The organism is Streptomyces sp. TAA486, assembly GCF_000426165.1.
Genome location: NZ_AUEV01000019.1, coordinates 22,624 through 36,022 on the forward strand (window position 1 = coordinate 22,624; position 13,399 = coordinate 36,022).

Sequence of the window (13,399 nt, forward strand, 5' to 3'; positions counted from 1 at the left end):
CGACCTGCCGAAGGAGTCTATGACCCTTCCACACGGAACTCCCCGGCCAGCCCGCACGGTCACCGGAATCGTTCCGTCCGCAGCCAGCCCTCGGAGGCCCGGTGTCTGTTCTTCTTGAGCACCCCACAAGCCTGGTCGCCTACCGCCCGAACAAGCCGACGGCCATGGTCGTCGTGGCCGACCCCCGCGTCCGTTCCACCGTGACCCGACATCTCTGGGCTCTCGGCGTACGGGACGTGATCGAGGCGTCGTCCATCGCGGAGGCACGTCCCCGAGTCGGCAATCCACGCGACATCTGCGTGGCCGACGTCCACCTCCCGGACGGTTCGGGCCTCAGCCTGCTGTCCGAGACCCGAGCCGCGGGCTGGCCGAACGGCCTGGCCCTCTCGGCGGCCGACGACATCGGCGCCGTACGCAACGCCCTTGCGGGCGGCGTCAAGGGCTACGTCGTCACCGGCACCCGCAACAACCTCGGCGCCATGCCCACCCGGCACGGTGCGGCCCCCATCGGTGCCGCCGCCGCGCGTATGCACCGCCGGCCCGGCGGCGGCCCCGGCGGCCCGGGGCACCCCGGCGGCCAGCGTGAGCTGTCCGGACGCGAGGTCGAGGTGCTGCGGCTGGTTGCGGAGGGCCAGTCCAACAAGGCCATCGGCGTCTCCATGGGCCTCTCGGCTCTCACGGTGAAGTCTCACCTGGCCCGCATCGCCCGCAAGTTGGGCACCGGGGACCGCGCGGGCATGGTCGCCGTGGCACTCCGTACCGGCATCATCCACTGATCACCCGCTCCTTCACGGAGCTTCCGCTCCCCCACCTCGAGGCGCCCGCCGGTGACACTGTCCGCAGGCGGGCGCCTCGTGTGTGCGCTGCGGAAGCCGCCGCGTGGAAGCCGCCGGCGGGACCCCGCGAAGATTCCGGTGCCACGGGCAACGATCTGCCCGGACATTCGGACAACCACGGGCCTTCCGCAGATACCCTTGACCGGTGACCGACGCCCGAGACACCGCATCAGCAAACCCCGCTAAGACCACGACCGAGGGCCAAGACCCTGGTCAGGCGCCGGTCCCCCTGCTCGAGCCCCGCGAGGGCGTTCCACCCGTGACTGCCGACGAGGCGGGACTGGCCGAGATCGTCTCCGCGTTCGCGTCGGGCAGCGGCCCGGTCGCCGTGGACGCCGAGCGAGCTTCCGGATACCGCTACGGGCAGCGGGCGTATCTCGTGCAGCTGCGGCGCGAGGGCGCGGGGAGCGCGCTGGTCGACCCGGTGGGCTGCCCGGATCTGTCGGCTCTGGGCTCCGTCCTGGCCGACTCGGAGTGGGTGCTCCACGCCGCCACGCAGGACCTGCCGTGTCTGCGTGAGATAGGCATGGTGCCCCGGAGGCTGTTCGACACCGAGCTCGCGGGACGCCTCGCCGGGTACGCACGGGTGGGCCTGGGCGCGATGGTGGAGAACCTGCTCGGATACTCGCTGGAGAAGGGCCACTCCGCCGTCGACTGGTCGACGCGTCCGCTTCCCGAGCCCTGGCTCCACTACGCGGCTCTGGACGTCGAGTTGCTGATCGACCTGCGGGACGCCCTGGAGGAGGAGCTGGAGCAGCAGGGCAAGCTGGCCTGGGCGCGGGAGGAGTTCGAGTCCATCGCCTCCGCACCCCCCGCTCCGCCCCGCAAGGACCCGTGGCGCCGTACCTCCGGCATGCACAAGGTTCGGCGGCGGCGTCAGATGGCCGTCGTACGGGAGCTGTGGGCCGCCCGCGACAAGATCGCGCAGAAGCGGGACGTGTCACCGGGCAAGGTGCTCTCCGACTCGGCGATCGTCGAGGCGGCGCTTGCGCTGCCCTCGGACGTGCGGGCCCTTTCCGCCCTGCCGGGCTTCGGGCACCGCATGGGCCGCAAGCAGCTGGAGCAGTGGCAGGCGGCCGTCGACAGGGCGAAGGCGCTGCCCGACTCGGCTCTTCCGCAGCAGAGCCAGACGCCCAACGGTCCGCCGCCGCCGCGTTCCTGGGCCGACAAGGACCCGGCGGCCGCCGCACGGCTCGCGGCGGCGCGTGCGGCGGTGACGGCGCGTGCGGAGGAGCTGCACATGCCGCAGGAGAACCTGCTGACGCCCGACTCGGTCCGGCGGCTGTGCTGGCAGCCGCCCAGTGCGAGCACGGAGCCGGAGGTCGTCTCGGCGCTGCGGGCTCTCGGGGCCCGTGAGTGGCAGATCGAGCAGACGGCGTCGCTCCTGACCGAGGCGCTGGCCGAGCCCGCTCCGACCGAGTAGCGCGCCATGGCCGACATCGGCGGAACGGCGCCGGCCCCGGTCCCGGGCCCGGTCCATGGGTGAGCTCTTCCCCTACCTCGTGGTCGCCGCCGTCCTCGCGACCGTCATCGGCTTCTTCGCATGGCTGGCGGCCGTCGTGCGCCGCCGAGGCATCGCCGGAGCAGCCGTGCGGGGCGCACTGGCCGCGCACGACGAGGCCTTCCATGTGACCGCGCACGACTCCGCGTACGAGGTCCAGGCACAGGCGGAACGCAAGGCGCCGGTGCTTTCGCCGGGTGGCAGGGAGGGTGGCGCGGGGCGGCGGCCGTTGCCGTTCGTACCGCGACCGCGCGCCCGGCGGCGGAGGTTGCGCTTCGGGAAGCGCCGGCCGGGACGCCGCTGACCGGCCGTCCACCCGAGTTGCGACTGTGGTCCAGGGGCCATGGGACACGCCTGTGGCACGGCCGCGGTGTGACGTGTGCCCCTCCCGGGGAACGGCCCTTGCTCCTCAGTTACCCACGGGTAGCATGACCCGTGGGAAGCGCGCCGCACGGCGTAACTGCACCGCACTGGAGGAGAGCCAAAGTGCCTCGTACCGCTAGGGACGTCGTCTTCGTCGACGGCGTCCGCACACCGTTCGGCAAGGCGGGCCCCAAGGGCATCTATCACGAGACCAGGGCAGACGACCTGGTCGTTAAGTGCATCCGCGAACTGCTGCGCCGTAACCCGGACCTGCCGCCCGAGCGCATCGACGAGGTGGCCATCGCCGCCACCACGCAGATCGGCGACCAGGGCCTGACCCTGGGCCGCACGGCGGGGATCCTCGCCGGACTCCCCAACACCGTCCCCGGCTACTCCATCGACCGCATGTGTGCCGGCGCGATGACCGCGGTGACGAGCACCGCCGGTTCCGTCTCCTTCGGCGCTTACGACGTCGTGGTCGCGGGCGGTGTCGAGCACATGGGCCGTCACCCCATGGGCGAGGGCGTCGACCCCAACCCGCGCTTCGTCTCGGAGAAGCTGGTCGACCAGTCCGCGCTGTTCATGGGCATGACCGCGGAGAACCTGCACGACCGCTTCCCCCACCTGACCAAGCAGCGCGCCGACGAGTACGCGGTGCGCAGCCAGGAGAAGGCCGCCAAGGCCTACGCGAACGGCAAGATCCAGCAGGACCTCGTGCCGATCTCGGTCCGCCGCACCAACGAGGAGGGCGGGGAGACCGGCTGGGGCCTGGCCACGCAGGACGAGCCGATGCGTCCGGGCACCACGCTGGAGAGCCTCGCCGGGCTGAAGACCCCCTTCCGCGCGCACGGCCGCGTCACGCCGGGCAACGCCGCCGGTCTCAACGACGGTGCGACCGCCTCGCTCATCGCCGCCGAGGACTTCGCGCAGGAGATGGACCTGCCGGTCAGGATGCGGCTGGTCAGCTACGCGTTCGCCGGTGTCGAGCCCGAGGTCATGGGCGTCGGGCCGGTTCCCTCCACCCAGAAGGCGCTGGCGAAGGCCGGGCTGTCGATCGACGACATCGGCCTCTTCGAGGTCAACGAGGCCTTCGCCGTGCAGGTGCTTGCATTGCTGGACCACTACGGCATCGCCGACGACGACCCGCGGGTCAACCAGTACGGCGGAGCCATCGCCTACGGGCACCCGCTGGCGTCCTCCGGCGTCCGTCTGATGACCCAGCTGGCGCGGCAGTTCGAGGAGCAGCCGCACGTGCGCTACGGGCTGACGACGATGTGTGTCGGATTCGGCATGGGTGGAACCGTCATCTGGGAGAACCCGCACCACAAGGGGGCAGGCAAGTGAGCACCAACACCGCCGAGTTGCTGAAGGGCGCGGCCGAACTGTTCCCGGACGAGGTCGTCACGCAGGCGCATGTGCGCCACCTCGACCTGCCGGGCGGCGTGGGCCGCTTCGCACTCATCACGCTGGACAACGGCTTCGACCACACCAAGCCGACGACGTTCGGGCCGGCTTCGCTGGCCAACCTCGACGCCGCGATCGACGAGGTGGAGAAGGAGGCGAAGGCGGGCGAGATCGTCGGTGCCGGCATCACCGGCAAGCCGTTCATCTTCGCCGTCGGCGCCGACCTCAAGGGCGTCGAGCTGCTCAAGGAGCACAAGGACGCCCTCGCCATCGGCCAGGGCGGCCACGCGGTCTTCCGGCGCCTGGCCGACCTCGGTGTGCCGACCTTCGCCTACTACAACGGCGCGGCGATGGGCGGCGGCGTCGAGGTCGGGCTGCACTGCAACTACCGCACCGTCTCGCAGGCCGTGCCCGCGTTCGGGCTGCCGGAGGTCTTCCTCGGGCTGGTGCCCGGCTGGGGCGGCTGTGCGCTGCTGCCGAACCTCGTCGGTGCCGACCGGGCGGTCTCGGTCATCATCGAGAACTCCCTCAACCAGAACAAGCAGCTCAAGGGCCCGCAGGTGTACGAACTGGGCATCGCCGACGCCCTGTTCGAGGGCGCGGACTTCCTCGAGCAGTCGCTGCGCTGGACCGCTGCCGTCCTCAAGGGCGAGATCGAGGTTGTGCGCGCCGAGATCGACCGCGACGAGGCGTGGGACCAGGCCGTGGCACGCGGCAAGCAGATCGCCGACGACAAGGTGCACGGCGCCGCCCCGGCCGCCTACCGCGCGCTCGACATCATCGCCGCGGCCAAGAGCGGCGACCTGCGTGCCGGCTTCGACGCCGAGGACAAGGCGCTGGCCGACCTGATCATGGGCGGTGAACTGCGCAGCGGCATCTACGCGTTCAACCTCGTGCAGAAGCGCGCCAAGCGGCCGGCGGGCGCTCCGGACAAGTCCCTCGCACGTCCCGTCACCAAGGTCGGCATCGTGGGCGCCGGGCTCATGGCCTCGCAGCTGGCGATGCTCTTCGCGCGCCGTCTTGAGGTGCCGGTCGTGCTGACAGACATCGACCAGGAGCGCGTGGACAAGGGAGTGGCCTACGTCCACGAGGAGATCGACAAGCTGCTGCTGAAGGGCCGCGTCAACCAGGACAAGGCCAACCGGCTGAAGGCTCTGGTGACCGGGTCGCTGGACAAGGCCGCCGCCTTCTCCGACGCGGACTTCGTCATCGAGGCCGTCTTCGAGGAGATGGGCCTCAAGCAGAAGATCTTCGCCGAGGTGGAGGCGGTCGTGCCGGAGCACGCGATCCTCGCCACCAACACCTCATCGCTGTCGGTCACGGAGATGGCCTCGAAGCTCAAGCACCCCGAGCGCGTGGTCGGCTTCCACTTCTTCAACCCGGTCGCCATCCTCCCGCTGCTGGAGATCGTGCGGGCGGAGCGCACGGACGACGCCTCGCTGGCGACAGCCTTCGCCGTGGCCAAGTCGCTGAAGAAGACGGCCGTTCTGGTCAAGGACGCCCCGGCCTTCGTCGTCAACCGCGTCCTGACCCGGTTCCTCGGCGAGGTGCTGCGTTCCATCGACGAGGGCACCCCCGTCGACGTCGCCGACCGCGCGCTGGCTCCGCTGGGGCTGCCGATGTCGCCGATCGTGCTGCTGGAGCTGGTCGGTCCGGCCGTCGCGCACCATGTCTCGGGCACGCTGAACGCCGCGTTCCCCGACCGGTTCGGCGTCTCGGAGAACCTCGGACGCGTCGTCGACGCGGGCAAGCGCAACCTCTACATCCCCGGCGCCGCGAAGCCGGAGCTGGACCCGGAGGTCGAGGCGCTCTTCCAGACGGGCGACGTGGTGCTCACCGAGGAGCAGGTGCGGGAGCGGGCGCTGGACGCCATCGCGCAGGAGGTCCGCCTCATGCTCGACGAGGGCGTCGTCGCCGAGGCGCAGGACATCGACCTGTGCCTGATCACCGGCGCGGGCTGGCCCTTCCACCTGGGCGGCATCACCCCGTACCTGGACCGTGAGGGTGTCAGCGAACGGGCCACCGGGCGCCGCTTCCTGGAGCCGGGAATCGCCAGCGTCCCCGCCTGACCGGCAGGCGAAAGAACCGGAACGGCGCCCGTCCGCAACGCACTTGCGGGCGGGCGCCGTTCGCCGTCGCGGGCCGCGCCACCCGCGCGACGGCGAAGGAGGCGGAGGGGCCGCGAGGGGAATCGGGTCTCTGGACAGGCCTCAGACCAGCCACTTCCCATCCCGCATCAAGGTCCGTCCTGTCATCTCCGCGGCCGTCCCCCACGCCTGCAGCACCTGCGGGACGACCCGGAAGAACACGTACGACAAGTGGCTCTCGCGGGGGTCCCAGCCATCCTTGGCCGCGAAGGCGTCGCCCACCTCGGCCGGAAGCTCGTCGCGGGTCAGCATGCGCGCGGTGCCGTGGACCAGGACGACGTCCCGTGTATGGCCGAGACTGAGCCGGACCCGGCCTGAGGCGCACATGTTGCGTCCGGTCGGATTGGTCTCCCGGGTGGAGAGCCACACCGCCTCGCCGTCCCACCAGAAGGCCAGCGGGACGAGGCACGGTTCACCTGTGGCGTCGGCCGTGGCAGCCCACAGGTCGTTGTCCTTCGCCAGTCGTTCGAGCGCTTCGCGCTTGCGCCGCTGGGGGCTGCGGGGTCCGCCGGAGGGAGAGTCGGGTGCCGTCATGCGGGGAGGTTATGACGGCGGGCCCCCGGCCCACATCCGGCGCCGGATCTACGTCGCAAGGCGGACACTCGCCTCGTAGCGGACCAGCTTGCCGCCAGGCACCCCGGAGGGCCCCGCGTCCGCGCTCAACCGGTTGCGGGGGCCGAACGGACGTACAGGACCGCGCCGTCGACCGTTCCCACCCGTTCGTAGTGAAGGGCAACGTACGACCGCAGGGTTGGCGTGCGCGGCAGCGCGTACGGCTTCCCCCGGGAGTCGTCGACGATCAACGCCGGTGGCCTGCTTCGCAGTTCGCGCCGGAGATGCGGCCAGGCCCCCTCCGTCGCATACCGCTCCCCCACCCGCGCGCCGGTGCGTCCGCCGCTGAAGTTGGTGAGGAAGCCCGCGGTGAGATAGCGGGACGCGGGGGTCCGTCCGGCGAACCAGTAGCCCTCCGGGTGCATGCCCCACAGCAGCACACCGTCGGTCGGCGCGGTCCGTGCGCGGACCTCGGCGGCGAGCCGCTGCTGGTGGGCGAGTTCGCCGCGCGGGAAGAGGAACAGCCCCCAGGCGAGGAAGCTCGCGGCGACCAGGGCGTTGACGGCAAGCAGGGTGATCAGCGGGCGGACGGTGAGGTGCTGCAGGGCGGCTGCCGCCAACAGGGCCACTGCGGGGGTGAGTTGGAGGAAGTAGTGGCCGAAGAACTGGAAACCCGCGGTCACCGCCACCGCCGAGGCCGCCAGCCACACCCACACGTCGGACATCCGGGGCGGCATGCGGCCGGAGCGTGCCGCGTGGAGCACCGCGAGCATCATGGGCAGGCAACCCGCTACGAGAAGACCGCAGTTGGCCAGGGCCCGCACCAGCGCGTAGCCCACCGAGCCGTCCGCCGAGAGGTAGCTCTGTGAGCCGGTGGCCATCCAGAAGAGGAAGCGTGCCGGACCGTACAGCAGCGCCGCCGCCAGTACGGGAAGTGCCGTCCCGGCGGACAGCCGCACCAGGGGCCACCATCCGGCCCGTGCCGACCACAGCAGCCACAGCACGGGCAGCAGCACGGCCCCGCCGGTCTGCTTGGTGAGCACCGCTCCCGCGACCGCGAGGCCGGCCCACGTCCAACGCCCGCGGTTCGCGCACCACATGGCGAGAACCGTCCACGGCAGCATGAAGACCTCGAACGTGGCCGCCTGCGTGTCCTCGGGGACGAGGGCGACGGACGTGAGGACGTAGCAGACGCCCGCGAGACGTCCCGCACGGTCACCCCAGCGGCGGCGCGCGAGGGAGGCGAGCAGCACCGCACCGGCCAGCACGGCGAGTACCGCTGCCACCCTCAGCGGCCACAGCGAACGGTCACCGAAGAGCGCGAACGCGCCCCGGTACAGCCAGGGCAGCAGCGGTGGCTTGCGGTCCACGACGGTCTCGTAGAGCGTTCCGCCGGCCGCCAACTGACGTGCCTGCGTGGCCAGATACCCCTCGTCGGGATTCCACAGCGGCCGCGCGAAGGACGGCAGCCGGGTCACCGCGGTCAGCAGCGCCAGCAAGGGCAGCAGACGCGCCCAGAACTGCCGCCGGCCCCCGCCATGGATGCCCGTGAGGGGCGCGTGACCGGTGGGAGCGTGAGCACTGACCCCGGGTCCGGGCACCGTGGTCGTACGCGGGGGCGGCATGGCACCAAAGCTAGCGGGACGCATGGGACGGCATGCGGCAGGGCCGGACCGGAACCCCGAGTGGTCCGGTCCGGCCCTGCCGGCCGGCTGATTGTCGTTCCGCCGTCAGCCCTGGCTGACTGCCTGCGAACGGCGGTCGTGCGCGCGTCAGTCGCGTGCGGCTTCGGCCGTCTCCGTCTCGTACCGGCCGTCCAGCTTCGCGACGAGGCCCGTCACCTGACGTGCGATGTCGGGCGCGGTGAGCCCGATCTCGGTCATCACATCGGCGCGGGAGCCGTGGTCGAGGAAGCGCTCGGGAATGCCGAAGTCACGCAGCGGCACATCGACGTTCGCGTCCCGCAGTGCCTGCGCCACGGCCGAACCGACGCCGCCCGAGCGGCCGTTGTCCTCGACGGTGACGACGACGCGGTGCTGCTCGGCGAAGGGCGCCAGCTCCTCGTCGACCGGCTTGACCCAGCGCGGGTCGACGACGGTCGTCGAGATGCCCTGCTTGTCGAGGAGGTCGGCGATCTCCAGGCACATCGGGGCGAGCGCGCCCACCGACACCAGCAGCACGTCGGGGTGCTGGACGTCCGCCGGCCTGCGCAGCACGTCCATCCGGCCGACGCGGCCGACCGCCGGAACGGGCGGGCCCACCTTGCCCTTGGAGTAGCGCACCACCGTCGGGGCGTCGTCCACCTCGACGGCCTCGCGCAGCTGCGCGCGCACCTGGTCGGCGTCGCGCGGTGCCGCCAGCCGAAGGCCGGGCACGCACTGCAGCACCGACATGTCCCACATGCCGTTGTGCGAGGCGCCGTCCGAGCCGGTGACGCCGGCACGGTCCAGTACGAACGTCACGCCGCACTTGTGGAGCGCGACGTCCATCAGCAGCTGGTCGAAGGCACGGTTGAGGAACGTGGCGTAGACGGCGAAGACGGGGTGCATCCCGCCGGTGGCCAGGCCCGCCGCGGAGACGGCGGCGTGCTGCTCCGCGATGCCGACGTCGTAGACGCGGTCGGGGAACTCCTCGGCGAAGCCGTGCAGTCCGACGGGGCGCATCATCGCGGCGGTGATGGCGACGATGTCCTCGCGCTCACGCCCGAGCTTGACCATCTCCTCGCCGAACACCGAAGTCCAGTCGGCGCCAGAGGACTTCACGGGCAGACCGGTGTCGGGGTGGATGATGCCGACCTGGTGGAACTGGTCCGCCTCGTCCTCCAGAGCGGGCTGGTAGCCACGGCCCTTCTCCGTCAGGCAGTGCACCAGCACGGGGCCGCCGAAGCGTTTGGCGCGCTGGAGGGCGGATTCGACGGCGGCGAGGTCGTGACCGTCGATGGGGCCGACGTACTTCAGGCCGAGGTCCTCGAACATGCCCTGCGGGGCGATGAAGTCCTTCAGGCCCTTCTTGGCGCCGTGCAGCGTCTCGTACAGCGGCTTGCCGACGACGGGCGTGCGGTTGAGGACCTCCTTGCCGCGGGCAAGGAAGCGCTCGTAGCCGTCGGTGGTGCGCAGCGTGGCGAGGTGGTTGGCGAGGCCGCCGATGGTCGGCGCGTAGCTGCGCTCGTTGTCGTTGACGACGATGACGAGCGGGCGGTCCTTGGCGGCAGCGATGTTGTTCAGCGCCTCCCAGGCCATGCCGCCGGTGAGGGCGCCGTCACCGATGACGGCGACGACGTGGTCGTCCTTGTGGCGCAGCTCGTTGGCCTTCGCGAGGCCGTCCGCCCATCCGAGGACGGTTGAGGCGTGACTGTTCTCGATGACGTCGTGCTCGGACTCGGCACGCGAGGGGTAGCCGGAGAGGCCGCCCTTGCTCTTGAGCTTGGCGAAGTCCTGACGTCCGGTCAGCAGCTTGTGGACGTAGCACTGGTGCCCGGTGTCGAAGAGGATCTTGTCCTTCGGGGAGTCGAACACCCGGTGCAGCGCGATGGTCAGCTCCACCACGCCCAGGTTCGGCCCGAGGTGTCCGCCGGTCTTCGAGACCGAGTCGACGAGGAACGAGCGGACCTCCCCGGCCAGCTGCTCCAACTGCTCAGGTGAAAGCTGGTCGAGGTCGCGCGGTCCCTCGACGCGGGTCAGCAGATCCCACCTTCCACGGCGCTGTGCCCTGGGGAACTCCACCGCCCCCGACCCGGGATGACGCGCTGGGCGCGGCCCCTTATCCACGGTGCCTCCTTGCTTTCGAGCGTGATCGAGCTGTGCCGATCCGACGAGTCTAATGTTCCTACCGCAGACGGGGTCTCCTGGCCGTGCGAGATCGATCACCCGTCTGGACGCGGCACAAGTGGCGGCCGGGCCCGGCTGCCGGGCGAAAAGCAAGTCCGGCACACGCCGGAGAGCCCCCTTTCCGGGGAACGGAGGCGTCCTTCCGGGCGCGGCGGCTCAGGAGGCGCCCCCTCCCGCGGAACGGTGACCCGGCCGCGGCGTGACGGCCGGCCGGTGCCTCCCACCGGGCAGGACGCTCCCGGAGCGTGCGCGGTTGCCCTCAGGGGAAAGCCCACGGGCTCAGCCGGAGTTGTCCCCGCCCAGGGGATTCGGGCGCACATCGGAAGGCCGGATGCCCCGAACAGGCCGACAGAGGGCCCGGCCCGCGGCCCCGTTGAGGCGAGGGGCACCCCGCCTCAACGGGTCCACGTCGTTCCGCGAGGGCACCCGCCGCACGCCGCGGGGCCCCTGCGGAACATGTCCGCGGAGGCCCCACCGCCCCGGGCCCAGGAGAGGCGGTACCGGGACCGTGGTCCCGGGCGGAAGCGTTTCGGAGGCGGGTCCGGAGAACCCGCCTCCGCCGCTTCGGAGCGGCTGCGAATGCGGCCGGCCGTTCTAGGTGCGTCCGGCCGTCTTCTGCGTACGCCGCGACACGGAGTCGATGACCACCGCGGCCAGCAGCACCGCGCCGGTGATCATGTACTGGATCTCGCTGGCCATGCCCAGCAGGTTCAGGCCCTGCTGGATGGACTGGATGACCAGGATGCCCAGCAGCGCGGACCAGATCTTGCCGCGCCCGCCGAAGAGGCTGGTGCCGCCGATGACGGCCGCGGCGATGACGTTCATCAGCGTGTTGCCGGCGCCGAGGCTCTTGGTGGCGCCGCCGGAGAGGCTGGCGATGAACAGTCCGCCGAACGCGGCCAGCATGCCCGCGATGCCGAAGACGGTGATGCGGACCCGCTCCACGTTGATACCGGCCCGTCGGGCCGCCTCCGCGTTGCCGCCGACGGCGAAGATCTGCCGTCCGTACGTCGTGCGCCGCACCGCGAAGTCGGCGATGACGAGCACCGCCAGGAACAACACGAGCGCCAGCGGCAGGCCCCGCGACTGGTTGAGCACGTACGCGGCGACGAAGGCCACCAGCGCCACCACCACGGTGCGCACCACGATCTCGCTGACCGGACGCGACGGCAGCTTGGCCGACCGGCGCCGCTTGGCGTCCACCAACAGGGCGGCGGCGTAGGCGAGTACGGCGACGAGGGCCAGTCCGTACGCGGCGGCGATGTCCTCGAAGTAGTAGCCGGTCAGGTCCTCGACGACGCTGCTCTCGGGGGTGTTGATGCTGCCTTCCTGGCCCATGAGCCAGATCTGCAGACCGCTCCACCCGAGGAACCCGGCCAGCGTGACCACGAATGCGGGAACGCCGACCTTGGCGAAGAAGAAGCCGTGCAGCGCGCCGATGGCCAGACCGGAGACGATGGCGATCAGCACCGCCAGCCAGTCGTTGACGTCGTGCGTGACGCTCAGCACCGCCCACACGGCCGCCCCGACGCCCGCGACGGAACCGACCGAGAGGTCGATCTCCCCCAGGAGCAGGACGAAGACGATGCCGGTGGCCATGATCCCCGTACCGGCGATGTAGATGCTGATGTCGCTGAGGCTGCCCGCGGAGAGGAAGTTCTCGTTCAGCGACTGGAAGATGACGGCGATGGCGATCAGGCCGAGGACGACGGGCAGCGAGCCGAGCTCACCGCCGCGGACCTTGCGCTTGAACTCCGTCAGATAGCCGGCGAAGCCCTGTTCGCGCACGAGCAGGCGGGGGTCGACCACGCGGTCCGCGCCGCCGTTCCCGGCGTCGCCGTTCGCGGGTGCCGAGTCCTTCGCGTCGGCGGCCTCGCTGCCGCGCTCCTTGTCGACGGTGTCGCTCACTGCGCCGCCTCCTTCTCGGTACGGGCCTGGCGGCGGGTGACCGCGTTGTCGGAGGCGCCGGTGATCGCCGCGATGACCTCCTCGTGGGAGGTGGTCGCCACGTCGAACACGCCGTTGTTGCGGCCGAGGCGCAGCACCGCGACACGGTCGGCGACGGCCTGCACGTCGGCCATGTTGTGGCTGATGAGGATGACGGCGAGGCCGCGTTCCCGCAGCCGCTCGACGAGGTCGAGGACCTGCGCGGTCTGCTCGACGCCGAGTGCCGCGGTCGGCTCGTCCAGGATCACGACCTTCGGGTCGCCGATGAGCGCGCGTGCGATGGCGACGACCTGCCGCTGACCGCCGGAGAGCGAGGCGACGGGGATGCGGACGCTCGGGATGCGGATGGAGAGCGTGTCCAGCAGCTCCATCGCCCGCTTCTCCATCGCGATCTCGTCGAGGATGGAGGCGTGGCGGGCCTCGTTGCCGAGGAAGAGGTTGGCGACGACGTCGAGGTTGTCGCAGAGCGCCAGGTCCTGGTACACGGTAGCGATGCCGAGGTCCTGGGCGTCGTGGGGCCGGTTGATCGTGACCGGCCGGCCCTCCCATTCGATGCCGCCCTCGTCGATGGGGTGAACGCCCGCGATGGTCTTGACGAGGGTCGATTTGCCGGCGCCGTTGTCGCCGACGAGGGCGACCACCTCGCCGGGCTGTACTTCCAGATCTACGTCGGTGAGTGCCTGGACGGCACCGAACCGCTTGGAGATCCCGCGCAGCGCCAGCACGGTTTCCTTCGCCACTGGGCCAACTCCGATCTTTCCGTCAGGAGCCGCCCCCGCTCACGGCGGGGGCGGCGGCCTGCGATTCATTCAGGGAGAGGGG

At 71.1% G+C, this 13,399-nt stretch carries 10 protein-coding genes; 5 read left to right on the top strand and 5 right to left on the bottom strand.

All coding sequences use genetic code 11. From position 1 onward, the window contains the following. Positions 1 to 101 precede the first annotated feature (101 nt). The 5 genes from I004_RS0124340 to I004_RS0124360 all read left to right on the top strand — a co-directional run bounded on the left by I004_RS0124340 (position 102) and on the right by I004_RS0124360 (position 6,173). On the top strand, positions 102 to 776 hold the full coding sequence (locus I004_RS0124340) for a response regulator transcription factor (RefSeq protein ID WP_028433019.1): 675 nt from the start codon (positions 102 to 104) through the stop codon (positions 774 to 776). A 205-nt stretch (positions 777 to 981) separates the two neighbouring features. Beyond that, positions 982 to 2,259 carry a ribonuclease D gene (locus I004_RS0124345; protein WP_037977627.1) on the top strand — a complete coding sequence of 426 codons (1,278 nt, stop codon included), beginning with the start codon at positions 982 to 984 and terminating at the stop codon, positions 2,257 to 2,259. A 55-nt stretch (positions 2,260 to 2,314) separates the two neighbouring features. Next, complete coding sequence (locus I004_RS0124350; protein WP_028437636.1) at positions 2,315 to 2,641, top strand: hypothetical protein; 327 nt, start codon at positions 2,315 to 2,317, stop codon at positions 2,639 to 2,641. A 182-nt stretch (positions 2,642 to 2,823) separates the two neighbouring features. After that, entirely contained in the window at positions 2,824 to 4,044 is a 1,221-nt protein-coding gene (locus tag I004_RS0124355; RefSeq protein WP_028437637.1) for a thiolase family protein, read from the top strand. Continuing rightward, the gene (locus I004_RS0124360; RefSeq protein WP_028437638.1) at positions 4,041 to 6,173 is read left to right on the top strand and encodes a 3-hydroxyacyl-CoA dehydrogenase NAD-binding domain-containing protein; all 2,133 of its coding nucleotides are present in this window, start codon (positions 4,041 to 4,043) and stop codon (positions 6,171 to 6,173) included. Before I004_RS0124355 ends, I004_RS0124360 begins: the two co-directional genes overlap by 4 nt. A gap of 141 nt (positions 6,174 to 6,314) precedes the next feature. Here I004_RS0124360 and I004_RS0124365 read toward each other — a convergent pair whose 3' ends face one another. The 5 genes from I004_RS0124365 to I004_RS0124385 all read right to left on the bottom strand — a co-directional run bounded on the left by I004_RS0124365 (position 6,315) and on the right by I004_RS0124385 (position 13,302). After that, entirely contained in the window at positions 6,315 to 6,785 is a 471-nt protein-coding gene (locus I004_RS0124365; protein WP_028437639.1) for a pyridoxamine 5'-phosphate oxidase family protein, read from the bottom strand. Between the two features lie 125 nt (positions 6,786 to 6,910). Beyond that, positions 6,911 to 8,428 carry a glycosyltransferase family 39 protein gene (locus tag I004_RS0124370; RefSeq protein WP_078511757.1) on the bottom strand — a complete coding sequence of 506 codons (1,518 nt, stop codon included), beginning with the start codon at positions 8,426 to 8,428 and terminating at the stop codon, positions 6,911 to 6,913. A 147-nt stretch (positions 8,429 to 8,575) separates the two neighbouring features. After that, positions 8,576 to 10,486: a 1-deoxy-D-xylulose-5-phosphate synthase gene (dxs, locus tag I004_RS0124375; RefSeq protein ID WP_028437641.1), complete on the bottom strand. Its 1,911-nt coding sequence runs from the start codon at positions 10,484 to 10,486 to the stop codon at positions 8,576 to 8,578. Positions 10,487 to 11,224: 738 nt separating this feature from the next. After that, the gene (locus I004_RS35810; protein ID WP_051345384.1) at positions 11,225 to 12,538 is read right to left on the bottom strand and encodes an ABC transporter permease subunit; all 1,314 of its coding nucleotides are present in this window, start codon (positions 12,536 to 12,538) and stop codon (positions 11,225 to 11,227) included. Further along, positions 12,535 to 13,302, bottom strand: a complete 768-nt coding sequence (locus I004_RS0124385; RefSeq protein ID WP_486580244.1) for an ATP-binding cassette domain-containing protein — start codon at positions 13,300 to 13,302, stop codon at positions 12,535 to 12,537. Before I004_RS0124385 ends, I004_RS35810 begins: the two co-directional genes overlap by 4 nt. Positions 13,303 to 13,399 lie beyond the last annotated feature (97 nt).

Excerpts from the sequence above, each read along its gene's own strand:
- I004_RS0124350 (WP_028437636.1), top strand. The coding sequence starts at position 2,315 with ATGGGTGAGCTCTTCCCCTACCTCGTGGTCGCCGCCGTCCTCGCGACC.
- I004_RS0124365 (WP_028437639.1), bottom strand. The coding sequence starts at position 6,785 with ATGACGGCACCCGACTCTCCCTCCGGCGGACCCCGCAGCCCCCAGCGG.
- I004_RS0124370 (WP_078511757.1), bottom strand. The coding sequence starts at position 8,428 with ATGCCGCCCCCGCGTACGACCACGGTGCCCGGACCCGGGGTCAGTGCT.